Source organism: Martelella mediterranea, from assembly GCF_021021415.1.
Lineage (GTDB): Bacteria > Pseudomonadota > Alphaproteobacteria > Rhizobiales > Rhizobiaceae > Martelella > Martelella mediterranea_C.
In genome coordinates, this window is the sequence record NZ_JAINWJ010000049.1 from 1 (window position 1) to 24,081 (window position 24,081).

General features: G+C 62.1%; 23 protein-coding genes. 9 read left to right on the forward strand and 14 right to left on the reverse strand.

Going from position 1 to position 24,081, the window contains the following annotated elements:
• Window positions 1-20: 20 nt before the first annotated feature.
• The 9 genes from K7H91_RS21200 to K7H91_RS21240 form a co-directional block, all read right to left on the reverse strand.
• Entirely contained in the window at window positions 21-374 is a 354-nt protein-coding gene (locus K7H91_RS21200; protein ID WP_230722199.1) for a hypothetical protein, read from the reverse strand.
• A gap of 139 nt (window positions 375-513) precedes the next feature.
• Window positions 514-1,335, reverse strand: coding sequence for a DNA adenine methylase (locus tag K7H91_RS21205; RefSeq protein ID WP_230722200.1), 822 nt, complete (start codon window positions 1,333-1,335; stop codon window positions 514-516).
• A 145-nt stretch (window positions 1,336-1,480) separates the two neighbouring features.
• Window positions 1,481-2,143: a DUF4376 domain-containing protein gene (locus tag K7H91_RS21210; protein WP_230722201.1), complete on the reverse strand. Its 663-nt coding sequence runs from the start codon at window positions 2,141-2,143 to the stop codon at window positions 1,481-1,483.
• Between the two features lie 12 nt (window positions 2,144-2,155).
• Window positions 2,156-3,112, reverse strand: a complete 957-nt coding sequence (locus K7H91_RS21215; RefSeq protein WP_230722202.1) for a tail fiber protein — start codon at window positions 3,110-3,112, stop codon at window positions 2,156-2,158.
• Window positions 3,112-3,489, reverse strand: coding sequence for a hypothetical protein (locus K7H91_RS21220; RefSeq protein ID WP_230722203.1), 378 nt, complete (start codon window positions 3,487-3,489; stop codon window positions 3,112-3,114). Before K7H91_RS21220 ends, K7H91_RS21215 begins: the two co-directional genes overlap by 1 nt.
• Window positions 3,486-3,956, reverse strand: coding sequence for a hypothetical protein (locus tag K7H91_RS21225; RefSeq protein ID WP_230722204.1), 471 nt, complete (start codon window positions 3,954-3,956; stop codon window positions 3,486-3,488). Before K7H91_RS21225 ends, K7H91_RS21220 begins: the two co-directional genes overlap by 4 nt.
• A gap of 2 nt (window positions 3,957-3,958) precedes the next feature.
• Window positions 3,959-4,399, reverse strand: coding sequence for a hypothetical protein (locus tag K7H91_RS21230; protein ID WP_230722205.1), 441 nt, complete (start codon window positions 4,397-4,399; stop codon window positions 3,959-3,961).
• Window positions 4,399-6,501 (reverse strand): phage tail protein, encoded by a 2,103-nt coding sequence (locus K7H91_RS21235; RefSeq protein WP_230722206.1) that lies wholly within the window; start codon window positions 6,499-6,501, stop codon window positions 4,399-4,401. Before K7H91_RS21235 ends, K7H91_RS21230 begins: the two co-directional genes overlap by 1 nt.
• 298 nt (window positions 6,502-6,799) lie before the next feature.
• On the reverse strand, window positions 6,800-7,684 hold the full coding sequence (locus K7H91_RS21240) for a MurR/RpiR family transcriptional regulator (protein ID WP_230722207.1): 885 nt from the start codon (window positions 7,682-7,684) through the stop codon (window positions 6,800-6,802).
• Window positions 7,685-7,830: 146 nt separating this feature from the next.
• On the opposite strand from K7H91_RS21240, the gene K7H91_RS21245 reads away from it, so the two are divergent.
• The 7 genes from K7H91_RS21245 (at window position 7,831) to K7H91_RS21275 (ending at window position 15,770) form a co-directional block, all read left to right on the forward strand.
• Window positions 7,831-8,592: an N-formylglutamate amidohydrolase gene (locus K7H91_RS21245; RefSeq protein ID WP_230722248.1), complete on the forward strand. Its 762-nt coding sequence runs from the start codon at window positions 7,831-7,833 to the stop codon at window positions 8,590-8,592.
• Window positions 8,592-9,101, forward strand: coding sequence for a TRAP transporter small permease subunit (locus K7H91_RS21250; protein WP_230722249.1), 510 nt, complete (start codon window positions 8,592-8,594; stop codon window positions 9,099-9,101). The genes K7H91_RS21245 and K7H91_RS21250 overlap by 1 nt, the downstream gene beginning before the upstream one ends.
• Window positions 9,098-10,426 (forward strand): TRAP transporter large permease, encoded by a 1,329-nt coding sequence (locus K7H91_RS21255; RefSeq protein WP_230722208.1) that lies wholly within the window; start codon window positions 9,098-9,100, stop codon window positions 10,424-10,426. The genes K7H91_RS21250 and K7H91_RS21255 overlap by 4 nt, the downstream gene beginning before the upstream one ends.
• A gap of 90 nt (window positions 10,427-10,516) precedes the next feature.
• Window positions 10,517-11,563: a TRAP transporter substrate-binding protein gene (locus K7H91_RS21260; protein ID WP_230722209.1), complete on the forward strand. Its 1,047-nt coding sequence runs from the start codon at window positions 10,517-10,519 to the stop codon at window positions 11,561-11,563.
• A 254-nt stretch (window positions 11,564-11,817) separates the two neighbouring features.
• Window positions 11,818-13,191, forward strand: a complete 1,374-nt coding sequence (locus tag K7H91_RS21265) for a glutamine synthetase family protein (protein WP_230722250.1) — start codon at window positions 11,818-11,820, stop codon at window positions 13,189-13,191.
• A 51-nt stretch (window positions 13,192-13,242) separates the two neighbouring features.
• Window positions 13,243-14,628 carry an aldehyde dehydrogenase family protein gene (locus K7H91_RS21270; protein ID WP_230722210.1) on the forward strand — a complete coding sequence of 462 codons (1,386 nt, stop codon included), beginning with the start codon at window positions 13,243-13,245 and terminating at the stop codon, window positions 14,626-14,628.
• Window positions 14,625-15,770 (forward strand): iron-containing alcohol dehydrogenase, encoded by a 1,146-nt coding sequence (locus tag K7H91_RS21275; protein ID WP_230722211.1) that lies wholly within the window; start codon window positions 14,625-14,627, stop codon window positions 15,768-15,770. Before K7H91_RS21270 ends, K7H91_RS21275 begins: the two co-directional genes overlap by 4 nt.
• 24 nt (window positions 15,771-15,794) lie before the next feature.
• Here K7H91_RS21275 and K7H91_RS21280 read toward each other — a convergent pair whose 3' ends face one another.
• Window positions 15,795-16,448, reverse strand: a complete 654-nt coding sequence (locus tag K7H91_RS21280) for a hypothetical protein (RefSeq protein WP_230722212.1) — start codon at window positions 16,446-16,448, stop codon at window positions 15,795-15,797.
• Window positions 16,449-16,643: 195 nt separating this feature from the next.
• Here K7H91_RS21280 and K7H91_RS21285 point away from each other — a divergent pair, with 195 nt between their 5' ends.
• The gene (locus tag K7H91_RS21285) at window positions 16,644-16,910 is read left to right on the forward strand and encodes a DUF1467 family protein (protein ID WP_230722213.1); all 267 of its coding nucleotides are present in this window, start codon (window positions 16,644-16,646) and stop codon (window positions 16,908-16,910) included.
• Window positions 16,911-17,015: 105 nt separating this feature from the next.
• Here the strand turns inward: K7H91_RS21285 and K7H91_RS21290 are convergent, their stop codons facing one another.
• The 4 genes from K7H91_RS21290 to K7H91_RS21305 form a co-directional block, all read right to left on the reverse strand.
• A complete protein-coding gene (locus tag K7H91_RS21290; RefSeq protein WP_230722214.1) occupies window positions 17,016-19,253 on the reverse strand; it encodes an LPS-assembly protein LptD in 2,238 nt (745 codons plus the stop codon).
• A 110-nt stretch (window positions 19,254-19,363) separates the two neighbouring features.
• A complete protein-coding gene (gene lptG / locus K7H91_RS21295; RefSeq protein WP_230722215.1) occupies window positions 19,364-20,434 on the reverse strand; it encodes an LPS export ABC transporter permease LptG in 1,071 nt (356 codons plus the stop codon).
• Window positions 20,431-21,591, reverse strand: coding sequence for an LptF/LptG family permease (locus tag K7H91_RS21300; protein ID WP_230722216.1), 1,161 nt, complete (start codon window positions 21,589-21,591; stop codon window positions 20,431-20,433). Before K7H91_RS21300 ends, lptG begins: the two co-directional genes overlap by 4 nt.
• 36 nt (window positions 21,592-21,627) lie before the next feature.
• Window positions 21,628-22,362 (reverse strand): phosphatase PAP2 family protein, encoded by a 735-nt coding sequence (locus tag K7H91_RS21305; protein ID WP_230722217.1) that lies wholly within the window; start codon window positions 22,360-22,362, stop codon window positions 21,628-21,630.
• A gap of 224 nt (window positions 22,363-22,586) precedes the next feature.
• Here K7H91_RS21305 and K7H91_RS21310 point away from each other — a divergent pair, with 224 nt between their 5' ends.
• On the forward strand, window positions 22,587-24,074 hold the full coding sequence (locus K7H91_RS21310) for a leucyl aminopeptidase (protein WP_230722218.1): 1,488 nt from the start codon (window positions 22,587-22,589) through the stop codon (window positions 24,072-24,074).
• The last annotated feature ends 7 nt before the right edge of the window (window positions 24,075-24,081 follow it).

Sequence of the window (24,081 nt, forward strand, 5' to 3'; positions counted from 1 at the left end):
CTGATATCACTCAATAACTTTTAAATCGGCCTCTCAGATATGAGTGCCATCATCTCGCCATCCAGAAAATCGGCATTTTCCGGTGGCGGGAAAAGCTCCAAGTCCTCAGACGTATGCGGAACAATTCCAACTTCGTCATTCGGGATATAGCCAACCAGATAGACCCCCAGAACATCCTCTTTTTCTTTATATCCCCGGCATTCAACTATCTTTTCTCCCACGACCGCACGACGTGTTGTTGGGCCTTCGAATGTGGCATGGATGGACTTCATAGCTTCGTATATCGATAACTTTGGAGGTTGGTTTGTCCGGAAACTGTGCTCAGAAATTGCGAGTTTTGTTTGAAGCACTTTTTGAACCGACTCTTTAGCCACGTCTTCCCCCTCCGTAAGTTGAAACGGAAGTAATATTGAAGAAATCGGCTAGAGAGTCCATCCATCAAAGGGCGGATTGATTTCCCCAAGGCGGTCTTTCCTAATAGAGAGTGGTAGCCTGTTGACCGTGGGGGTAGCCTCATTCGGCCGCCACGCGAAAAGACTTTGCTGGCGTTATGATGACCTCCTTCACGCCCTTGTTGTTGCCGTCAGAGATCGAATATGTGCAATCGACCTCCTCGATGTCGAACCGTGAGAAGGTTTCGAAGACGCCTTGAACGGCATTTAAGGACAGTATGAAGGTGCCTTGAAGGCCGGCTAAAGCCTCCGCCATCGCCTCGAAATCCTCCCGGCCGAAGACGTCGGCGCCATAATCGGCCTCGTTTCCCCAATAGGGCGGGTCGAGATAGAACAGCATGCCTGGTCGATCATAGCGGCGGATGAAGTCCTGCCAGGGCAGGCATTCGATGACGACGCCGGCGAGGCGCTCGTGGATGTCCTCAAGCGTCGAGGCGAGCTTGACCAGATTGAAGCGCGCGCCGGTGGTCTTGCTGACCCCGAAATTCCGGCCGGCGACCTTGCCGCCGAAGGCGAGGCGCTGGAGATAGAGGAAGCGGGCGGCGCGTTCGAGATCGGTCAGCGTTGACGGGTCGGTCTTCATCAGCCGCTCGAACTCCCGCCTTCCGGAGATCTGGAAGCGGAGCGTATCCATGAACTGCGGAAAGTGCCGCTGCAGGATGCGGAAGAAGTTGGCGACATCGCCGCTGATATCGTTGATCACCTCCGTCCTCGGCTGGCGATCGCGGCGCAGGAACACGCCGCCCATGCCGACGAAGGGCTCGGCGTAGCCATCATGCGGGGTCGCATTGATCCTGGCGATCACGGTCTTCGACAGAATGCGCTTGCCGCCGATATAGCCGGCGGCGGGAACGGTCGGAGCGACCGGGCGCTGATTTACCATTTCAAATATCTCACGAGTCAGACACACTCGCGCCGCCCTTTATGGGGTGCGGGTGTGGCAGTTAACTCATTGTGCTGTCCGGCGGGTCTCTCTGCCAAGTGTGACCCCGCCGCGCCATGGCCGTGAGGCCATGGCCACCTGCCTGCTATGCTTGCGAAGGCCACGCCGCCGCCAGATCGGCAAAGGCGTCATCGATCGCGGCCGCGTCGGTAACGGAGCCATCCGCGATCGCGGCGAGCACCGTCGCGCGGCGATCGAAGGTCGATTGCACGAACGCGCCGACGGCCGTCGCCAGCGCGATCGCCTCTGCGGCCGTCAGGCTCACCATCCCGTCGCCGGCATCGAAGTTGAAGGTCCGCACCTCGTCCTGCTGGGCGAGCATGGCCATGCCGTTGATCAGCGCAATCGCGCCGTCATCGCACCTGACCTGGACGCCATTGATATCCGTGCCGGCCACGCGGATGCGCCAGGAGAGGTTGCGGGCATAGGCGGCAAGCTCGTCAGCCGTCGGCGGCGGCGCAGGGACGATCGGTTCTTCCGCAAGCAATCCAAGCTCGCCAGGATCGCCGAGAGTTTCGACCTCGACAGCTTTACCGTCCTTGCTGAACCAAGTCTGTCCCCGATAGTCCGCGACGAGGGACCATTGCCCGTCGACGAACACGCTTGCCTCATCCGGCCCGGCATCGGGCGGCGCAACGGTCACGGCATTTGCGGGCACGAGGAAACGACCTTTCTCCAGCGGGTCCGCATCGGCTTGTCCGTGCCCGAGATACTCGCCGGTCACGGCGCTGAAATAATAGATATCCATGATCTGCTCCGGTCAGTATTTGATGCAGGCAAGAAGCGCGATGTTGCGGGGGCGGTTTTCGCTGCCGTTCGATGCTCCGCCAGCCGCTGATGTCGTGCCGTTTTCTGCGGCGAAATTGGCTCCCCCGTCGACCACCCAAGGGTACGCGCCGCCAGCAAGATACCGGCGCGGTCCGGACCAGTTGTGGGTATGCGACTGCATCTGCGAGCCCTGAAACGATCCGAGCGTACGGCCGCTGTCGACCCCTCGACCATCATCAAGTGAGCGCAGAAACTCTCCTCTGAGATCGGGAAGGTTGAAGGTCGTCGCGCCATCGCCGGCGCCAAAAGTCGTTCCGATCGCACTGTAGAGGCCGGAATAGATTGCGCGGGATACAGCCGCGCCGTTGGCCTTGAGCCAGCCCGTCGGCGCTGAACTCCTCGCGAAAAACGCGACCCTGCCAGGCGTTTCAGGCTCTGTACCCAGCGTCTGCCGTGCCTCTGACGAATCCGCGTCGCCCAGCAGGGTTTTCGCGAACGTCGAGACGCCCAGTGTCGCCAACGCATTGCTCGCGTTCGCGTCATCGAGCAGCGATCGCGCGAAGCTCGTCAGCGTGGTGATGGCGGCAGAGCCCGCGTCGTTGAAGTAGGGCAGTTTGTCGGCCGCCGGCGTCAACCCGGCGAGGGCTGACAACGTCTCGTTGTCAAGCCGCCGAATATAGTCCGCCAACGCCGCAGCATTGGCGATCACCTGATTGGCGTCATCCTGCCGCTGCAGAGCATAGGCATAGGTGCCGGACGCGCCGACCCATTCGGTGGCCGCCGTGATTGCGGTGTCGCTGTCGACGCTTGCGATCGGCAGCGGATTGCCTGCCGCCTGCGGATAGATCACCCCGCCGGCGATCAGCGCCGTCGTCCAGCCCGTGCCATCGCCGGTGACGGCTCTCGATCCGTTGGTGAGCGTGATTGTGCCTGTGGCGTAAGCGGTCATCAGATAACCTCGTCGAAGATGAATGCAGAGATGGTCAGCGGCCGGCCGAGCATGTTGTAGAGCCTGAGCCGGTCGTAATAGGGCTCGAAACGGGCGTAGAAGGTCTTCTCGCCGGGGATGGTGTTGTCCGTTGCCTTGAGCACGATGAAGGGCGGAAGCCCGTAGTCTTTCGCCGTGTTGATCATCACCGTGGAGGGCGGGCCGCCGGAAGAGCGCGCGGCAAGCCATGCGGTCACCACCTCCTTCGGCGTCAGCGGCCGCATGCCTTCCTTGATGGTCAGATGCTGGTCGGCCGCCGTCAGCGCATCGTGACTGGGCATGGAGACGCGAAAACGGAACGCGCCATTGTCATTGCCGATGAACACCCGCCGCGTCATGTCGCCCTCTTCAGGATGATGTAATAGAAGTCGAAATCCGCGTTGCGCGGGCCGGTGTCGGCGTAGGTCTTGGCCTTGATCGTCCAGTTGTTTTCCAGCCAGACGCCGAAGAAGAACGGGACCTCGCCAAGCGTGGTGTCGCGATTGACGCAACTGCTTGTCGGGTAATAGTTGGAGTCCACCGGGACCGCGTTGGCATTGTGCGGATTGGCGTAGGTCATCGAGCCGTAGAACAGCGGCCTGTAGCCAAGGTCGGGGAAATTGACCGTCGCCCACCATGTCGAATAGCCGTTGCCGGTGGTCCGCCCCATGCGAAAGCGGCCCTCGGCGTGCACCGCCACGTTCTGGTATCGGGAATCGAGCAGCAACGCGCCGGTCGGGTTGACGACGTCGTCGCCGGGCCGGCTCAGGAACGCGCCGGAAACGCCGAAGCCCGGATGTCTGCCGATGATGATGCGTCTCGCCATGATCAGACCCCAAACACGCGATAGTGGATGAGCCCGCGATATCGGCGATAGCCGCCGCCGGGGATGGACGGCCGAGAAAGCTCAAGCCGATCGGCATAGACCCTGGAACCATCTTCCACGGTGCTGTCTTCTATCCGCAGCTCGCCAAAGCCCGCGCCGTCATAGGGCGTGCTCGCGCCCTGGTTCTCGAAGGTGACATAGGCGGCCGGCACATAGCCGGGCGAGGGAAAGTGGATGACCAGCGGCGATGCGGTCGAGGTCAGGCCGTCGTTTCCGTTGACCGGCGCCGGGTCCGTGATGGTCCCGGCCGCGATCAAAACGCCTGAAAAATTCCAGTTGGAGTCAAACAGCTTGTGCCGGTCGGAAATCCCGCCGTCATAGGCATCATATCCTGGCTTGGTCAGCAGGATGCGGCCGGCCGTCATGAGAAATCGCGTTGCCATCAGTCGCTCACCGAAAGGTAATCATTGTCGAGATCGAGCCGCGTCTTGCCGCTGGAGCCGCGCAACAGACCGGCGACGATCGTGCCGATATGGCTGGCGTTGAGCTTCAGGACGCCGCCTTCGAACAGGAATGGCCGCTGGCCATTGTTGAGCACCACGAACTGGTCGGCGTTGACGGCAAAGCGTGAGCGCTGAACGCCGCCCTCGGTGTAGATTTCGAGGTAGAGGCCGCTTTCGTGATAGCCGCTGCCCGTGCCGGCCCTCAGGAGGACGGAGAAGCGGGCATTGACGCCGCTCTGGTTGGCGGTGGCTGCGAACTTCACCTGACCGGCCGCGAAGTTCTCGTTCAGCAACGCGGTCACGGCCGATGTCTGCTGCGCGATCGCCTCGTCGGCGGTCACGCGCGCCTGGCGTTCCTCGACAACCGATGCGGAGACATCGACGATCTCGGCGCCGACCAGTTCAAGCGTCTGGGCAAGCGCTTCATCCTCACTGGCGCGCACCAGCCTTTCCTCGATGATCTGCGCCAGCGCCTCGCCGCTCTGCTGACGCAAGACCTGACGGTCGAGAAGGCCGACGGAGCCTTGCAGCGAAAGCGCCGCTGCAAGCTCGGAGGAGCGCCTGATCGAGCGGTCGAGATCGGCCTGAAGCTCCTCGAAGCGCTTGCGGATGTCCTCGCCGACCGTATCCAGTCTGACGCCAAGGTCCTCCATGACATTCGGCGTTTCGACTTCCAGCCAGTCGGACCATGCCTGGTTCCGCACGAGGTCGGAGATGAACCGCCCGCGCGCCTCGACCCATGTCTTCGACGGCAGCGGGCCGATCAGCCAGGAGTAGGGCTCCTCGTAAGCCGTCGTATGACCGGAAAACAGCATCTGGCCGGTGTCGCGGACGCGCACCTGCACGACCACGGCCGTCACGCCATCGATGCCCGCGCCACAGGAGACCTTGATGGCGGCCAACCGGCCGACGCCATTGCCATCGGCCATGGAGGCGGGCTCCACGGTCCAGCCCTTCATGATCTGCACCGGCGGCGTTCCCCGACCGAGCAGACCCGTCGTCGGCGGAATGACGATCGACGGCGGATCGTAGTCGGCGGGATCGATCTCCTTGATCGTGACCTGGCTGAGCGAGCCCGGCAGGCGCGTCAGCGTGGTGATCTGGAAGGCCTTGTCCTGATAATTGTTGCGCGCGCTCGTCCAGGCGATCACGTCGCCGGCTTCCAGCAGGCGCGAGGGCGGCGGCAGAACGAGGGTGTGAACGCGCATCCGCCGCCCGTCCTCGATCATGGTCTTTTGCAGGTGCTGGACCTGCTCCGACCATGGCACGGCGGCGAAGGTCACCGATTGCGCCAGGCTGCGGCCATCGGCGGCAACCGCCGCGTCCTGGGCATATTCCGGCGCGTCCTTGCGCGCCCATTTGTCGCCCGGCTCGGGATAGGAGGCGGAGATCGTGTTGTGGGTATCGGAGAGCGACGGCCAGGGATCGAGCTGCTGCGGCTTGGTGATGATGACGTCCGCGTCGGTGAAGGCATAGACGGCCGCGCCTGGCCCGCCGACCGCGAGCTTCAGCACGCCGCCGCCCTCGACGAAGACGCCGTTGCAGGCAAGCCGGAACTGCTCCAGCACATCGAGCGGCTCGGCGCTGACATCGATCTCGATGCCGGCGCGATATTGCTGCGCGCCGTGTGCAGTTATGTCGCATTCGTTGGCGGCCGCCATCCAGTCGGACGGCGGAAGCCGGAGCGCCTCGACGTTCTGGCCGCCATAATACCAGCCGCCGGCGTGCCGCATGCCGCGGGCGATGTTGTAGGCGATCACGGCCGGACTAAGCGTTGGCGTCCAGGTCGCGGGATTATCGAAACGCTGCGGGCCAATGCCGCCGACGGTATCGTCGCGGTGCGGGTCGTAGAGCGGCAGCGGCGGCGGCTCGACCAGCACGGCCGGATTGCCGGAAAACAGATCGTCATTCTTCCGGAACGTGACGATGATCGCCTGCTTGCCACGGCCGATCATGGAGTGGCGATAGGGCTTTTCGACGTTGGCGAACTTCGAGAGGAAAAAGACGTCGGCCTCCGTCTGGGCGCCATCGAGATATCGCACCCAGGCATGATCCTTGCCGTCCTGGCGGAACTCCGAAATCGGATAATGGCGAAGTGTCAGGCATGTATCAAGGCCGTGCGCTCAACGCTTACGTTTGCGGTGATGTTGGCGCTCGGACGGATGGCTTTGCTGTAGGCTCAAAGCCGTTGCCGAGAATTCTGCCTGGTCCCTCGGGTCAAGCCCGAAGGTGACCCAAGCAAAGGGGGGGAGTTTGTGGAACGTACCGGAAATGCCGCTGAACTGGTTGGCCTCTTCGGGCTTGGCCTTTGCCGCTCTGCCTTTCTACGTCTACCGCCTCTCACCCCGGTCGCCGAAACAGCCGGCTCTGCTCGAACAGCCCCTCCAGCACGCTGATGCGTTCGCGGGTCTTGGCCCAGCTTTTCGATTGCACCGCCTCGATCAGTGCCTCGGCCACGAACAAAGTGACGATCGAGGAGTCCCAGGCGGAGGGAACCTCGATGTGGACGCGGAAGGTGTGGCGGGCGAATTTGGCGACCGGGGAGGCCCACTGGTCGGTGAACAGGATGATTTCCAGCCCGTTTTCCTTCGCCACCCGCGCCAGCACCGCCATGTCCTGCTCGTAGCGACGGATATCGAAGATCACCAGTACATCGCCCTCGGCCATGTTCAGCATGTGCTGCGGCCATGAGGAGGAGTTGGACGACATCAGCGTCGTCTTCGGCCGGATCACCTGCATATGGGTGAAGAAATAGCTGGCGAGCGCGCCGGTGATGCGGCCGCCGACGAAATAGATCGCGCGATCGAGATCGGAGAGAAGCTCGGCGGCGCCTGAAAAGGTCGCTTGGTCGAGTTGTGACAGCGTGCGGCGCATATTGTCGATCGCGGCCTCGCCGAAGCGGTTCAGGATATGGGTCTCGGGCACGTTGCGGGCGAGGCGGTCATGCTTGGCGATCGGATTGGAAAGCGTCGCCTCCAGCTCCTGATGAAGCCGCGCCTGAAACTCGCCATAGCCTTTGAAACCGAGCTTCTGCACCATGCGGGCGACCGTCGGCGTCGACACTTCGGCGTTTTCGGCAAGCGTTGTGATGCTGCCGAGGCCGGAGACCGGATAGTTCTCCCGGATCGTGTCGGCCAGCCGCTTCTCTGACCGCGTCAGCCCCTCATAGCTGGCGGCGATAATGTCGGCGACTGTCCGGACTGGTTCGTTCACGCTCTGCTCCATGGTTCGCGCTCATTAAGAGATGCGGCGCCAATTCCGTCAATGGCAAAAATGAAGAGAAGTTTTCATCCTGCGATTGACAACGTCGGCGTTCTGAAGAACTATTTACAAAACAAGAAATACAAAAATCAGGGGATCGGATGCTGGAAATGTCGGGGCTCTTGAGCGCCCGCGACGGTGTGCCTGTTGCCATCGAACGCGCGGAAGCGAAAAGCGATATCGTGCTGATCTGCGAACATGCCAGCCGGCGTGTTCCGGAGGCCCTCGGCGATATGGGGCTGAGCGAAGAGCTGCTCGAAAGCCATATTGCCTGGGACCCCGGCGCGCTTGCGGTTGCCATGCTGCTCAGTGAAGCGCTCGACGCCACCCTCATTCACCAGCGTTTCTCGCGGCTTGCCTATGACTGCAACCGGCCGCCCGAGGCGAAGGATGCCATTCCGGAAATCAGCGAAGTTTTCGGGGTCCCCGGCAATCGTGGTCTGAGTACGGCCGAACGCGACGCCCGGGCGGATGCGCTCTACCACCCGTTCCACAAGGCGATCGATGATCTGCTTGTCGCGCGCCAGAATGCCGGGCGTTCGCCCGTGATCGTCACCATCCATTCCTTCACGCCGGTCTTCAAGGGCGTCACGCGCGATGTCGAGATCGGCATTCTGCATGACAGCGACAGCCGGCTTGCCGATTGCATGCTGGCAAAGGTCGCGGGCGGATACGACGTGCGCCGCAACGAACCCTATGCACCTGTCGATGGCGTGACCCACACGCTGCGTCGCCATGCGCTGTCGCGTCGGCTCCCGAATGTCATGATCGAAATCCGCAACGATCTGATTGCCGACCCGGCCGGGCAGGCGAAGGCCGCGGGCTTCATCGCCGGGCTTCTCGGCGAGTGCATTGGCGGGGAGGCCGGATGATGCCGCAGGCGATCAGGACCTATGTGCGCTATGTCGACGGCTTCAACCGCGTGGTCGGGCGCATCGCGATGTGGCTGATCTTCGTGATGATGGGCATCCTGCTGTGGTCGTCGATCTCGAAGACCATGTTCAACCCGTCGCTCTGGACGCTGGAAATGGCGCAGTTCGTGATGACCGCCTATTACATCCTCGGCGGCGCCTATTCGCTTCAGCTCGACAGCCATGTGCGCATGGACCTGATCTATGGCCGCTGGACGCCGCGCCAGAAGGCGGCGGTCGATGCCATCACGGTGATCATGCTGTTCACCTACCTCATCTTTCTGCTGATCGGCGGGGTGTCCTCCACCCAATACGCGCTGAAATACGGCGAGACCTCCTATTCAAGCTGGTCGCCCTATATGGCGCCGATCAAGATCGTCATGGTGGCCGGCATTTTCCTGATGTTCCTGCAGACCACATCGATCTTCTTCAAGGATCTGGCGAAAGCGCTGGGGAGGGACATGGCATGAACCTCTCCTATGAAATGATCGCGCTTCTGCTGTTCTTCTCGATGATGATGACCATGCTGACCGGCCAGCGCGTGTTCGCGGCGATCGGCTTTGTCGGCGTGGTGGCGGCAGCCGCGCTCTGGGGCACGGGCGGCACCGAACTCGGATTCTCGGCCAGCATGAAGCTGATGAAGTGGTATCCGATGCTGACGCTGCCGCTGTTCATTTTCATGGGCTACATGCTGTCGGAATCGGGCATTGCCGAAGACCTCTACAAAGCGTTCCACGTCTGGATGGGCGGGTTGCCCGGTGGCCTTGCGGTCGGAACCATCGGGCTGATGGTGGTGATTTCGGCCATGAACGGCTTGTCGGTCGCCGGCATGGCGATCGGCGCGACCATTGCGCTGCCGGAACTCCTGAGGCGCGGCTATGACAAGATCATGGTCTCGGGCGTCATTCAGGCCGGTTCCTCGCTCGGCATTCTGGTGCCGCCGAGCGTGGTTCTGGTGCTTTACGGCATGATCGCCCGCCAGCCGGTTGGCAAGCTCTGGGTCGCGGGCGCGCTGCCGGGCCTGATGCTCGCCGCTATGTTTGTGATCTACATCGTCATCCGCTGCCGCATGAACCCGGCGCTCGGGCCCGCGCTTCCCAAGGAAGAGCGCGACATGCCGCTGGCCGAGAAGCTGAAGCTGCTCAGGGCCGGCATCATCCCGTTCCTGATCTTCTTCCTGATGATGGGCCTGTTCCTGATGGGCGTCACCAGCCTGACGGAAAGTGCAGCGATCGGCGCGCTTTCGGCGCTGGTCGCCGCCCTCGTCAAGCGTCGCCTGACATGGAAGCTCTTGAACCGGACGATGGAGCAGACGCTCGGCATTTCCTGCATGTTCATGTGGATCATCGTCGCCGCCCTCTGCTTCGGCGCGGTATTCGATGGGCTTGGCGCGGTCCGGGCGCTGGAGCATCTGCTGCTCGAAAAATGGGAACTCGGCCCCTGGGAAATCCTGATCCTGATGCAGATTTCCTACATCATCATGGGCACGTTCCTCGATGACACGGCGATGCTGGTGATTGTCGCGCCGCTTTACGTGCCGCTGGTCGGTCATCTTGGCTTCGATCTCGTCTGGTATGGCGTGCTCTATACCATCACCTGCCAGATCGCCTATATGACGCCGCCCTTCGGCTACAATCTCTTTCTCATGCGGGCCATGGCCCCGCCCGAAATATCGCTTGTCGATATCTACCGCTCCGTCTGGCCGTTCGTGATCATCATGATCATCGGTCTGGCGATCGTCACGGCATTCCCGCAGATCGCGCTGTGGCTGCCGAACCTTGTCTATGCGCGCTGAGGGAGCGGGAGGCGCGCTGGAGCCGGCTTTGCCGGGAAAATGCGAAATGCGGCATGAGGCCGGATTTCGATAAAACAGAGGGAAACGGACATGAACAGCAGACGTACATTTCTCAGGAATGCCGGTCTGGCGACAGCAGCCGGCGCATCCGCGCTCGCCGCGCCCGCCGTCGTTCGCGCGCAGTCGAAGATCACCTGGCGCCTCCAGACCTATGCCGGTCCGGCGCTGGCCGAACATGTGGTGAAGGACTGCATCGACAACTTCAACAAGGCGGCGAACGGCGAGATGGAGATCCAGCTCTTCACCGCCGACCAGTTGGTGCCGACCGGCGAACTGTTCCGCGCCATGCAGGCCGGCACGATCGACGCCGTTCAGTCGGACGACGATTCGATGAACTCGCCGCTCGATATCAAGGTATTCGGCGGCTACTTCCCCTTCGCCTCGAAGTTCAGCCTCGATGTGCCGACGCTGTTTTATGAATACGGACTCGCCGATATCTGGGAGAAGGCCTATTCGGAGGTCGGCGTGCAGTGGATTTCCGCCGGCGCCTGGGACCCGTGCAACTTCGCCACCGTCAATCCGGTCAAGAGCCTGTCCGATCTCGAAGGACTGCGCATCTTCACCTTCCCGACGGCCGGCAAGTTCCTGTCGCAGTTCGGCGTCGTGCCGGTCACGCTGCCCTGGGAAGACGTGCAGGTTGCGATGCAGACCGGCGAGCTTGACGGTCTGGCATGGTCGGGCATCACCGAGGACTACACCGTCGGCTGGGCGGATGTGACCAACTACTTCCTGACCAACAACATTTCCGGCGGCTGGTGCGGCTCGTTCTTCGTCAATTCTGACAAGTGGGCGGAGGTGCCGGAGCACCTCAAGGTGCTGTTCCGCATGTGCACGGATTCATCGCACCTCCACCGCCTGCACTGGTACTGGGGCGGGGAGGCCCGGTTGCGCGCCCATGGCGAGAAGCTGGAACTGACCACCATTCCGGATGCCGAATGGAAGACGGTGGAAGATGCCGCCGATGCCTTCTGGGACGAGATCGCCGCCGAGACCGACCGCACGGCGGAAGTCGTCAAGATCCTGAAGCAGTATCAGGCCGACATGAACGCCGCCGGCCCGCCCTACCGCGCCGGCTGATTGACGAGGCTGCCGGGGCGGGAAGTGTTTCTGTTCGCCAAGCCGTCCCTCCTTTTCTGAGTCACCCTCGGGCTTGACCCGAGGGTCCAGGCAGCGTTCTCCGTGTCGCCTGGATGCTCGGGTCAAGCCCGAGCATGACGCATGAGAGGGGAAGAGGCCGGTGCACACCGTATGCCCGGGCAGCCACACCATTGACACCGGTCGTCCGGAGTGTTCCTGCTCCGGACGACTGCATGAACCACAGGATGAACCCGATGAGCGCGGAATACACATTCAACCAACTGAAAAAGGATGTCGCGGACGGCAGCATCGACACCGTTCTCGTCTGCCAGATCGACATGCAGGGTCGCCTGATGGGCAAGCGTTTCACGGGGACGCATTTCGTCGATAGCGCCCACAAGGAAACCCATAGCTGCAATTACGTCCAGGCGACCGACATGGAGATGCACACCGTCGAAGGCTATGCCGCGACGAGCTGGGCTTCTGGTTATGGCGACTACACCATGACGCCCGATCTTTCGACGCTGCGCCGCGTGCCTTGGCTGGAAGGCACTGCGCTGGTGCTGTGCGATGTGTCCGACCACGCTACCCATTCGGTCGTCGCCCATTCGCCGCGCGCGATCCTGAAGAAACAGATCGCCCGGCTGGAAGACCACGGCTACCGCGCCTTCATGGCGACGGAGCTGGAGTTCTTCCTGTTCAACCAGACATTCGAGAGCGCACAGCAATCCGGCTATCGCGGGCTGACCCGCTCCAGCGCCTATAACGAGGACTACCACATTCTCCAGACCACCAAGGAGGAGGATGTGATGCGGGCGATCCGCAACGGCTTGCAGGGCGCGGGTATCCCGGTCGAAAACACCAAGGGCGAGGCGGATGCGGGGCAGGCGGAACTGAATGTCCGCTATGCCGATGCGCTGACCATGGCCGACCGCCACGTGATCGCCAAGAATGCCTGCAAGGAAATCGCCTGGCAGAAGGGAAAGGCCGTCACCTTCATGGCCAAGTGGAATTACGACGCAGCCGGCAACTCCTCCCATGTCCATCAGTCGCTGTGGAGCAAGGATGGCAAGACGCCGCTGTTCTACGATCCCGACGGGCGGTTCGGCATGTCGAAGCTGATGGAGCATTATGTGGCCGGCCTGCTCGCCCATTCCGCCGAGATCACCTATTTCCTGGCGCCCTATATCAATTCCTACAAGCGCTTCATGGCAGGCACCTTCGCGCCCACCAAGGCGATTTGGTCGAAGGACAACCGCACGGCCGGCTTCCGCCTTTGCGGTGATCATTCGAAAGGCATCCGCATCGAATGCCGCGTCGGCGGCGCCGATCTCAATCCCTATCTCGCCTTTGCGGCGCTTCTGGCGGCGGGTCTCGACGGCATCGAGAAGGAAATGACGCTGGAGGAGCCCTATGTCGGCGACGCCTATGGCAGCGCCGCCGATGTCCGAGAAATCCCGAAGACATTGCGCGCCGCGCGCGAGGCGCTGAACGGCTCCGACATGCTGCGCAAGGCCTTCGGCGACGATGTGATCGACCATTATTGCCGCGCGGCGGAATGGGAGCAGGAAGAATATGACCGCCGCGTCACGGACTGGGAAGTGGCGCGCGGGTTCGAACGCGCCTGACTTTGAGCGGCGCGAGCGAAACGAGATTATCAAGACAACAGGATGCCGATCATGACAATGATCCAATGTATCTCGCCGGTCGACGGATCGGTCTATGCCGAGCGCGGGGCGCTTTCGGCCACGGCGGCGAAGAGCGCCGTTGAGCGGGCGCGCGTGGCGCAGAAGGAATGGGCCGCACGGCCGCTTTCGGAGCGGATCGCGCTGGTGCAGGCCGGCGTGAAGGCGCTCAACGCCATGAGCGACGAGGTGGTGCAGGAGCTTGCCTGGATGATGGGCCGGCCGGTGCGCTATGGCGGTGAGTTCGGCGGCGTTAACGAGCGCGCGGACTATATGGCGAAGATCGCCGAACAGGCGCTGGCGCCGATCGAGGTCGAGGACAGCGGCGATTTTCGCCGTTACATCGCCCGCGAGCCGCACGGCGTCGTTCTCGTCATTGCGCCGTGGAACTACCCCTATCTGACGTCGATCAACACCATCGTGCCGGGCCTGATCGCCGGCAATGCGGTGATCATCAAGCATGCCAGCCAGACGCTGCTGGTCGGCGAGCGTATCGTGAAGGCCTTCGTCTCCGCCGGAATTCCCGAGGACCTGTTCCAGAACATCTTCCTCGATCATGCGACGACCAGCGAGCTGATTGCCGTAAAAACCTTTGATTTCATCAACTTCACCGGTTCCGTTGAAGGCGGGCGTGAAATGGAGCGGGCCGCCGCCGGCACCTTCACCCCGCTCGGCCTGGAGCTTGGCGGCAAGGATCCGGGCTATGTCATGGACGACGCCGATCTCGACGCCGCCGTCGCGACGCTGATGGACGCGGCGATGTTCAATGCCGGCCAGTGCTGCTGCGGCATCGAGCGCATTTATGTGATCGACAGCCTCTACGACGCCTTCGTGGAAAAGGCGGTGGCCTTTGCTTCCGCCTACAAGCTCGGCAATCCGCTCGACAGCGAAACCACGCTCGGCCCGATGGCGCACAAGCGGTTCGCCGCGGTCGTGCGCCAGCAGATCGAAGAGGCGGTTGCCGCCGGCGCAAAGGCGTTGGTCGATCCGGCGCTGTTTCCGGAAGATGACGGCGGCGCCTATCTCGCCCCGCAGGTGCTGGTCGATGTCGATCACTCGATGAGCGTGATGCGGGAGGAAAGCTTCGGCCCCGTCGTCGGGATCATGAAGGTGTCGTCCGATGAGGAGGCGCTGACGCTGATGAACGACAGCCAGTACGGCCTGACAGCATCGCTGTGGACTGAAGATGCCGACCGCGCGGCAGCACTTGGCGCGCGGATCGAGACGGGCACCATCTTCATGAACCGCGCCGATTATCTCGACCCCGGCCTGTGCTGGACCGGCTGCAAGAATACCGGGCGCGGCGGATCGCTCTCGGTCATCGGTTTCCACAATCTCACCCGGCCGAAATCCTATCATCTGAAGAAAGTCACGAAATGAGCCCGAGAGCCAATTGGAGCTATCCGACCGCCATAAAATTCGGCGCCGGACGGATCGTCGAACTTGCCGATGCCTGCAACAGCCTCGGCATCAAGCGCCCGCTGCTGGTCACCGACAAGGGGCTGGCCGGCCTGCCGATCACCAGACAAGCGCTGGCGATCCTCGCCGATGGCGGGCTTGAGGCGGGCCTGTTTTCCGATGTCGACCCCAATCCGAACGAGAACAACCTCGCCGCCGGCGTGAAGGCCTATGTCAATGGCGGCCATGACGGCGTGATCGCCTTTGGCGGCGGTTCGGGCCTCGATCTCGGCAAGCTGGTGGCGATGATGCCGGGCCAGACCCGTCCGGTCTGGGATTTCGAGGATATCGGCGACTGGTGGACGCGGGCGGATGCCAGCAAGATCGCGCCGATCATCGCGGTGCCGACCACGGCGGGCACCGGTTCGGAAGTCGGCCGGGCAGGGGTTCTCACCAATTCCGAAACCCATGTGAAAAAAATCATCTTTCACCCGAAACTGCTGCCGGGCATCGTCATCTGCGATCCCGAACTGACGGTCGGCATGCCGAAGGTGATCACCGCGGGCACCGGGCTCGATGCGCTGGCGCATTGCCTGGAGGCCTATTGCTCGCCGCATTACCACCCGATGTCGCAGGGAATCGCGCTTGAGGGCATGCGGTTGGTTAAGGACAATCTCCCGCGCGTCTATGCGGATGGCAACGATATCGACGCCCGCGCGGAGATGATGAGCGCCGCCGCCATGGGCGCCGTTGCCTTCCAGAAAGGCCTCGGCGCGATCCATGCGATCTCCCATCCCATCGGCGCGGTCTACAACACCCATCACGGCATGACCAACGCCGTGGTGATGCCGCCGGTGCTGCGCTTCAATCGCGAGAAGATTGAGGGCAGGCTGAAGTTGGCTGCTGATTATCTTCAGATTTCAGGTGGTTATGAAGGTTTTTACAACTTCATTCTGGAGTTCAGGGCGGCTCTTGATGTGCCGGATACGCTGACGGCCATGGGCATCAAGCCGGACAGGATCGATGAACTGGCGGCAATGGCCATGGAAGACCCGAGCACCGGCGGCAATCCGGTCGAGATGACTCTGGCGAACACCAAAGCGTTGCTCGCCGATTGCTTCTGATCGGCGAGCGAGGCGGCGGCTGTATCAGGCCGCCGCCTTCAGTATGTCGTCTTTCGCTTCGTCAAGCGCTGCGCGTACAAGCCCGGTCAGCAGGCGGGGGAGGTTCTCCCGCTTGCCGGCCAGATCGGCCAGCGCCTCGCTATCGAGCCCCAGATCGGTGGCAGCCTCCGCCGCCTTGTGGTCGACCAAGGGATAATGCTCCTCCCACACCACCTGGACCTCGCGGAAGAAGATATCCGCGCCGACATTGCCGATGCCCTTGAATTGCTGAAGCAACGCTCTCTCCCGCTCCGGATCGTTCTCCGCCTCCTTGCGGAGATTGCGCAGATCGCCCGCGTATCGATCAGTGATGATCTTCGTGGTGTCGGCGATATAGCGAGCGGTGCTCTCGTCATAGCGGGCATAGCCGTTCTCGTTCAGAACCTTGACGCGTTGCTCCCAGGTCGTCGCCGCCATCTTCTCGGGCGTCGTCCAGCCGGTGTCGAAAAGCGCCGCGGCTGCCTGCCGGGCCTGGTTGGCGTTGATGCGCGCGCTCATCAGCAATGAGCACAGGAGCCATTGATAGAGAGGAGCCGGCGTGTTCTTGCCGACATTGATATGAAGCGCTTCCGCGTAGCTTTCGGGATAGCGCTCGAGGACTGCCTTGGCGATTGCCTTCTGTTGTGCCTTGCCGGTCATGTCTGCCTCCGATCGTGAGCTGTTGAGCTTCTTTTGCGGTAATGCGTCGATCCGCCCAAGGTTCCCGCCGTTGCTTTGAGCGGGGTAAACGGTTTAAGGAGGGGCGAGCAGGATGGCGCAAGCGACGGACCGGTTATGTCTGGCCGGTACGAATTGCGACAGAATGTCGGCGCCCATCCGGTCGGAGGTTGATACGTGTCGGTGTTTTCCGCGTTTGCTGTTTATTTCGTGATCTGGTGGATCACCTTGTTCGCCGTGTTGCCGTTCGGCCTCAGGACCCAGGATGAGGCAGGCGACGTCGTGCCCGGCACCACCGAGAGCGCGCCCCACAAATTCCGCCCCTGGCGCGTGGTGCTGTGGACCTCGGCGGTCTCGGCCGTGGTGTTCGCGCTGTGGTGGCTGGTGGTAAAGGAAATCGGCTTTACGCTGGGAGACTTCGCTCGCCTGATCGGGCCGGCGTAACGGATCGGTCTCTGAGAGCGTTCCGTTTCTTGGCAAGGATGGCATCCCGTCGCATTGCCGAGTTCTTACCGGTCTCAGATTTTCCCACGTAAAAGCGAAATAATTCTAGAAACTGCCGCCGAAATTGTCGGAGCCGATCGCGATATCGCCGAGCGTGCGCAACGTCAGGCGCGCGCCGATCGTCCAGTCGACGCCCTTGGCGTCGTCGGTGTCCCAGCTTTCCTGGTAGGTGATCGAGAACAGGGTGCAGATGTCCTCATAGGTCAACCCTACCCAGCGGCGCGTCAGGACATTGTTGCTGAGGTCGTAGGTCAACGAGCCCGAGACGCCCCAATTGTCGTTGAACCGGAAGGTGCTGGTGGATTTAATCTCGCTGTTGCGCTCGTCATAGGCATAGCCGGGCTGGGCCATGACATTGGTGTAGTCGAGCGCGGTGTCGAAGCGGGCGGAGGTGTAGGTGATGCCGGCATCCGTGCGCTGCAGCGAAAAATCGGTCTCGTCGAAACGGGCGGAGGCGTTGAGGCCGACGCCGAAGGGGAAAGAAATCTGGGCCGCGCCGACATAATCGGAGCGTTCTGTTTCAAGCCCGGATTCCATACCGACGCCAACCAGATCCGGTGAGGCGAACGAGTTCGCGCCGGCAAGCTGGAAGGACTGGCCGAAAAGCCCGTCGACCATGATTCCGTTGTCGTAGACGCCGCGATAGCGCAGCCCGATATTGGCGCGGGTGCCGCCCTCGACGCGATCATAGCCGGAGAACTTGTCGCGATCAAACAGCGTGGTGGCATCGAACACGAAGCTCTGGCTGTCCTCGTTCGGCAGCCCGCCGGCATACCGCTCGTCCGGGCGGACGAAGATCTGGCCGATCGGCTCGACGATATGCGAGCTGAAGCCGTTGGTGATCAGCATCGGGTATTTGACTTCCAGGCCCGCCGTCAGCATGGCACGGGCGGCGGCATCCTGATCGACGAAATTGCCGGCGTAGTTGTAGGTGCCCGGCGCGATCTGGTTCGGATTGTCGACGTTCAGCAGGTAACCGTCGGCGCGCGCGGCCAGGATCGGCGTAAGCTGGAGGCCCTGCGGCGTTGTGAAGGTCTTCTTCCACTCGACCTCGCTGGTCAGCCGCGTGCTGTTGCCCTGAAGCCCAAGGAAGCGGTCGTTGACCGTGGTCTCGACAACATCGTTCTTCTGCCGGACGATATTTGTGAGGTTGTTGGTCACGGAAAGTTCGCCGCCGGCGAACGGGCGCGGGGCGATATAATCGTAATCGATCACCGGCAGAACGATCGCCTGCTCGTCCTCGTTGGCGTTCTGGCTGTTGGCGTCCTGAACGTCGAAATAATTGCCCTTGATGGAGAGCGAACTGCGCTTGCCGAGACCTTCCAGATAGACCTGGTTATTGAAAATCCGGTCGTCATGGCCGTCAATCGAATAGGTCCGCGCGAAATTGGTGTCGCTCTGCACCATGACATCCCAGCCGAACACCCAGCGCGGGTTGATCTGGAACTCGCCGGTGGAGGCGATCATGCCGCGCAGGTCATTGTCGGCATCGCTGGTGCCGGCGGGGAAGCGGCTGCTGCCCAACTGGTCGATGCCGGCCATGCGCAGCGTGTGCTGGCCGTTGCGGTAGCGCTTGCGATACTCCGCCTCAAGCAGGAAGCCCTGCTGGGTGTAGCCTGTCCCGGTGAAGGTGACGTCCGCGCTCGGGCCAAGCGGAATGTAGTAAGGCACGGAAATGCCGAAGCCGAGATTCTCCTCGACGGTTGCCGAGGGGAACAGAAAACCGCGCTTGCGCTTTACGCTGGCGTCGGGAACCGTCACGGTCGGCAGGATCGCGATGGTGTGGCCCAGAAGCTGGAATCGCGGATGCTCCAGCCGCACCGTCTTTTCGACGCCGTTCTGGATGACGCGCTGGGCCCTGATCTGCCAGAAGGGCGGCTTTTCCGGATTTTCCGCGCAGGGAATGCAGGCGGTGTAGACGCCGTTTTCCAGCACCATGACATCATTGTCGATTCGCTCGGCGCGCTCGCCGGCGATCGCGATATCTTCCGGGGTGCGCACGCTGATGGCTTCGAGAAAGCCGTTGGCGAAGTCGTCGGTGACGTCGAGCTTTTCGGCGCGCAGGCGATTGCCGTCGGGGTCGACGACCTCGATGCCGCCGAAGGCCAACAGCTTGCCGGCCTTCTGGTCATATTCGACCTTGTTGGCGACCATGCGGTAGCCGGCGTAATAAATCTGCACGCCGCCAAGCGCGTAGACCTGCTGGGTGTCGTGGTTATAGACCAACTCATTGGCGCTGAGCAGCATCGGGCCCTGGTCGTCGGCGGGGGGCTCCGGAAGCACGCTTTCCTGCGCTCCGGCCGTGTAATGCAGCCCCGCTCCGGGTGGGGTCAATGCGGTGGCAAGGACCAAGAGCCCGGCAAGGCGATATGCGCTTAGTTTACGCCGGGCCACTAACCATCCTCCTGATGCAGCAATATCGTCAAACCCAATGCCATAGCCACGACAACCGGAATCCAGGCTGCCAGAAGCGGGGACAGGATTCCGCTGCTGCCGAACGCCTTTACAAGAACACTCGTCACATAAAGCAGAAACCCGGACAGGATGCCACCCAAAATAACAGTGGGTGACTGCGCGAAGCGCGAAAACTTGAGGCAGACCGTCGCGGCGATCAATGTCATCGCGACTAGCAATAATGGCAGGGAAAGCAGGTAGTTATACTGGGTTTCCAAGGCGCTGGTGGAAGTTCCGAACTGGCGCGCCAGGGTAATTTGCCGCGGCAAGGCGAAGAAGCTTACGAGATCGGGCTGGACGAGATGCTGCTGAACGAAATCCTCCTCCAGATTGGTCTTCACCTGCACCTCGTCCATATGTGTGGATAATTCGCCCGCCTCGGTCTGGGTCACGTCATGCAGCGTCCACAAACCGTCGCTCAGCACCGCGCGGGTGGCATCCTGGCGCTTGGCGATTCCCCCTTGATCGTCGAAATATATGACCACGGCATCGAGCAGTTCGGTCCCGTTCTCGGCGATGCCGCGGCCGCCGATGATCGTGTCCTGACCGTCGGTGATCTGTCTGAGCCAGGGCACAACCTGATCCTGCTTGCCGCCGACAGCCTCGAGCCCGAGGGCCCGTTTCTGGCTCCAGGAGGCAAGCGGGTTGAGCGCGAGCACGCTTGCCGCGCCCAAGAGGGCTGCGCCGATCACGAACGGCATGATGAACTGCCACACCGAAATCCCGGCGGCGCGGGCAACGACCAGCTCATGGCGGCGGTTGAGCGCGATCAGCGCCACCATCGCCGAGAACAGCGCGATGAAGGGTATGGTCTGCTGCAGGATATAGGGCAGGCGCAGCGCGGTGATCAGCAGGGCGTCGAACAGGTTCTGCCCGGCCTCCTCGGAAATATTGCCAACCACCTCGCTAAAGTCGATCAGGTAGATGATCGACACCACGCCGAACAGGAACCATAAGACGGTGATGACGTAGCGGACGAAGAAGTAGCGGCCGAGCACGGAGTAGATCATGCCGCACCTCCGCCATCAGCCCTGCGCGGCAGGCGGAACAGCGCGGCCATCATCCGGCCGAGCGGCCCGGTCTTTCGCCGCGCCCGGCGCGGCCGCAGCAGAAGATAGAGCCCGATAGCCAGCGATACGAAGATGATCGCATAGCAGACATAGACGAAGAACGGATCGTTTTCTGCCTGGTTGGAACTGAAGTGGGAGAGCAGCCTGAGCAGCAGCGTCAGCCCGAACGCGCTTGCCATCGGCGGCACCCGCCGCTCACGGTGGGAGCGGGCATCGCCGACGATCACGATGGTGAACACGGCATAGATGAAGGGCAGAGTCCAGTCGGTCAGCCGGCGGGTGAGTTCGGCGCGATAGGAGCCGGGATTGGCGAGGTAATCGGGGTCGTCCTGCGGCGGGTTCAGCAGATAGGCGAGGCCCCGGTCGGTCGCGCGCCTGCGGGTCTGGCTCTTGTCGCTGGTGAGTTCGGAAAGGTCGAAACTGTAGGAGTCGAACTGAACGATGGAAACGTCGCCGTCCTGATTTTCCCTCTGCACCTGGCCGTCACGCATGATGAGCTGGCTACCGCTTTCATCAACCGCGCCTTCCTTGGCGTAGTAGATGTAGGAATTGTCCGGCTGACGGTAATCGGCGACGAAAAGCCCCTTCAGCACCCGGCCGGACAGGCGCTCGGAAATCTGGATGTAAAGCCCGTCCTCGATCTCGCGGAATGTCTTTTCCTCGATCACGGAGGACAGAAGGTCGGCATAGACGGAAGCGATTACGCTGCGGGCCTCGGCGCGCGAGCGCGGCTCGATATAATTGTCGAGCACGAAGGAGAATGCGCAGAGCACGACGGCGAACGCCAGAATCGGCCGGTAGATGATCGAGCGCCCGGCGCCTGCGCCGTCGATCACCGCGAGCTCCGAATCATTGTTCATCGACGTCAGCGTCTGCGCGGTGCCAAGCACGATGCCGAAGGGCAGGACGGTCGGAATCACGGTCGGGAGAATCAGCGTCGCCAGCGTCAGGAAGGATACGATCGACTGGCCGCTGTCGGTCACCAGATTGATGCGCCCCAGCACCTGCGTCAGCCAAAGCACCGCCAGCACCGGCAACAATGTCGCCAGGAACATGCGCACAACCCGCGCCAATATGTAGCGTTCCAGTATCTTCATGCCGTTCGGTGTCGTGCGTTGCGGAGCGGACCGGTCTCAGGTCGTTTCGCGAAGCGGGCTGACGTGCTCCTTTCTCGTGAAAATGTAAAGACATCCGGTGAAAATCACCACCGATGCAAGCCATCCGAGTATGATATCCGAAAGATAATGACCGCCATAGGCCAGCCGCATCGCCGGCGAGGCCAGCGAAAGCGCGATCAGCGGCGGCATCAGCAGGATTCGGAAGCGCTCCGGGACGAGGAAGATCGCATAGCAGAACAGCCAGCCGGCGCCGGCCGCCTCGCCGGAAACGAAGGAGCAGTTCGACTGGCACGCGCCGGAAAAATCGCCGGCCGGAACGAAGGTCAGATCGCCGCCGAAGAGATCGGTATTGCGCGGCCTTGGCCGGTGGGAAATCTCCTTCAGCACGCTGTTGACCAAAAGGCCGGGGCCGATGATCAGGGCGACGAGCCCGGCCAGCAGCCTGCGGGCGAGCGCCTTGTCATAGGTCGCGCCGTGATGGGACCAGACAGTGATCAGGCGGTAGATCAGGGTCAGGCCGAGAATGATCGGCAGGTAGAAGATCACTTCGCGCAAAAAGCCGAGCACGGCGTCGGCTGCAATCGGAAAGCTGCCGCATATTTTGCCGTCCGGCGCGCTGGTGCTGCAGGTCGTCTGATGAAAGAACGCCCGGGAGGCCGCAAGGTCGATGCCGGGAAAGAGGTAAAAAACCAGGAGCAGGAAACACCACAGCGCCAAAAGCAGAATGAATGCGGCCTTGAGTGGCCGCATCGTGCCAAAGCGCCCCGGCAGTTTGTCAAGCCATTGGTGGTGTTGCTGCAATGCGGCGTTTTCCGGTTTCGTTGGCGGCGCGGCGCACACACCGTTTCCATTTTCGTCGTTTTAAGTGTTATGAGAACCGGGTCAACCATTCTTGGCCGGTTGCGTTAACAAGGGGTGGATTTCTTTTTCATCCCATCCTGTCAATTCCGTGACACCAGAACCCGGAGCATGAAATGAAGTTCTCGATTTCCTTTGTCGACAAGGCCGAAAGCGCCGGAAACACCGCGATTGTCCTGGCGAGCGCCGGTCACGCTCCGGCGGGACTTCAGGCCGCCGGCATGGGCGAGACGCTTTATGAAAAGGCCTCGGCCACCGCCGGCTTCAAGGCGAAACTGTGTTCGACGCTCGATCTGCTGGCGCCTGCCGAAAGCGCTGCGGCGCGGATCGTGCTGATCGGGCTCGGCGAGCGCGACTCGCTTTCGGCCAATGCCTGGCTCAGGGCCGGCGGCAAGGCCGCCGCTGTTGCCGGCAAGGCCAGGAAACTGGTGGTCTATCCGGACAGCGCCGCAACGGCTTCCGAGCTCGCGGATTTCGCGCTCGGCATGATTCTCGGCGGCTATTCCTTCGACCGGTTCAAGACCACGGGCAAGGACGAGGAAGAAGACGGTAACGGGCGTGAAATCCCGGTCGAGATCGTGACCGGCGACGTGACCGCCGCCAATTCTGCTTTCGCGGATCGACAGGCGGTGGGCGAGGGCGTGGTGCTGGCGCGCGAACTGGTGAACCTGCCCGCCAATATTCTCGGCCCGCGCGAATTCGCCGATAAGGCCGAGGCGCTTTCGGCGCTCGGCGCTAAGGTCGAGATTCTCGATCGCGACAAGATGGAAGAACTCGGCATGGGCGCGCTGCTCGGCGTTGCCCAGGGCTCGGTGCGTCCGCCCTATCTCGCCGTCATCCAGTGGAATGGCGGCGGCAATGACGAGCGCCCGATCGCCTTCGTCGGCAAGGGCGTGGTGTTCGACACCGGCGGTATCTCGATCAAGCCTGCCGCCTCGATGGAAGACATGAAGGGTGACATGGGCGGGGCGGCCGCCGTCATCGGCCTGATGCATACGCTCGCCGCGCGCAAGGCCAAGGTCAATGTCGTCGGCATTCTCGGTCTCGTCGAAAATATGCCGGATGGCAATGCCCAGCGTCCGGGCGATATCGTCACCTCGATGTCCGGCCAGACGATCGAGGTGATCAACACCGACGCCGAGGGCCGGTTGGTTCTCGCCGATGCGCTCTGGTACTGCAAGGAGCGTTTCAAGCCGCGCTTCATGATCGATCTCGCGACGCTGACCGGCGCCGTCATGGTGGCGCTCGGCTCGCATCGCGCCGGCCTGTTTTCCAATGATGACGGCCTCTCGAAGGAGCTTGCGGACGCCGCCGAACGCACTCAGGAAAACCTTTGGCGCCTGCCGCTCGGCGACGAGTATGACAAGATGATCGACAGCCGCTTTGCCGATATGCGCAATACCGGCGGCTCACGTTATGCCGGCTCGATCACCGCCGCGCAGTTCCTGAAGCGCTTCGTGGGCGAAACGCCCTGGGCGCATCTCGATATCGCGGGCACCGCCATGGGCGCGCCAAAGAGCGAGATCAATGGCGGCTGGGCCTCCGGGTTCGGCGTCAGGCTTCTGGACGAACTGGTGCGCGCCCATTACGAGGCGCGTGACTGAGGGCAGG

Excerpts from the sequence above, each read along its gene's own strand:
- K7H91_RS21205 (WP_230722200.1), bottom strand. The coding sequence starts at position 1,335 with ATGGTAAATCAGCGCCCGGTCGCTCCGACCGTTCCCGCCGCCGGCTAT.
- K7H91_RS21210 (WP_230722201.1), bottom strand. The coding sequence starts at position 2,143 with ATGGATATCTATTATTTCAGCGCCGTGACCGGCGAGTATCTCGGGCAC.
- K7H91_RS21215 (WP_230722202.1), bottom strand. The coding sequence starts at position 3,112 with ATGACCGCTTACGCCACAGGCACAATCACGCTCACCAACGGATCGAGA.
- K7H91_RS21220 (WP_230722203.1), bottom strand. The coding sequence starts at position 3,489 with ATGACGCGGCGGGTGTTCATCGGCAATGACAATGGCGCGTTCCGTTTT.
- K7H91_RS21225 (WP_230722204.1), bottom strand. The coding sequence starts at position 3,956 with ATGGCGAGACGCATCATCATCGGCAGACATCCGGGCTTCGGCGTTTCC.
- K7H91_RS21230 (WP_230722205.1), bottom strand. The coding sequence starts at position 4,399 with ATGGCAACGCGATTTCTCATGACGGCCGGCCGCATCCTGCTGACCAAG.
- K7H91_RS21240 (WP_230722207.1), bottom strand. The coding sequence starts at position 7,684 with ATGGAGCAGAGCGTGAACGAACCAGTCCGGACAGTCGCCGACATTATC.
- K7H91_RS21245 (WP_230722248.1), top strand. The coding sequence starts at position 7,831 with ATGTCGGGGCTCTTGAGCGCCCGCGACGGTGTGCCTGTTGCCATCGAA.
- K7H91_RS21250 (WP_230722249.1), top strand. The coding sequence starts at position 8,592 with ATGCCGCAGGCGATCAGGACCTATGTGCGCTATGTCGACGGCTTCAAC.
- K7H91_RS21255 (WP_230722208.1), top strand. The coding sequence starts at position 9,098 with ATGAACCTCTCCTATGAAATGATCGCGCTTCTGCTGTTCTTCTCGATG.
- K7H91_RS21260 (WP_230722209.1), top strand. The coding sequence starts at position 10,517 with ATGAACAGCAGACGTACATTTCTCAGGAATGCCGGTCTGGCGACAGCA.
- K7H91_RS21265 (WP_230722250.1), top strand. The coding sequence starts at position 11,818 with ATGAGCGCGGAATACACATTCAACCAACTGAAAAAGGATGTCGCGGAC.
- K7H91_RS21270 (WP_230722210.1), top strand. The coding sequence starts at position 13,243 with ATGACAATGATCCAATGTATCTCGCCGGTCGACGGATCGGTCTATGCC.
- K7H91_RS21275 (WP_230722211.1), top strand. The coding sequence starts at position 14,625 with ATGAGCCCGAGAGCCAATTGGAGCTATCCGACCGCCATAAAATTCGGC.
- K7H91_RS21280 (WP_230722212.1), bottom strand. The coding sequence starts at position 16,448 with ATGACCGGCAAGGCACAACAGAAGGCAATCGCCAAGGCAGTCCTCGAG.
- lptG (WP_230722215.1), bottom strand. The coding sequence starts at position 20,434 with ATGATCTACTCCGTGCTCGGCCGCTACTTCTTCGTCCGCTACGTCATC.
- K7H91_RS21300 (WP_230722216.1), bottom strand. The coding sequence starts at position 21,591 with ATGAAGATACTGGAACGCTACATATTGGCGCGGGTTGTGCGCATGTTC.
- K7H91_RS21305 (WP_230722217.1), bottom strand. The coding sequence starts at position 22,362 with ATGCGGCCACTCAAGGCCGCATTCATTCTGCTTTTGGCGCTGTGGTGT.
- K7H91_RS21310 (WP_230722218.1), top strand. The coding sequence starts at position 22,587 with ATGAAGTTCTCGATTTCCTTTGTCGACAAGGCCGAAAGCGCCGGAAAC.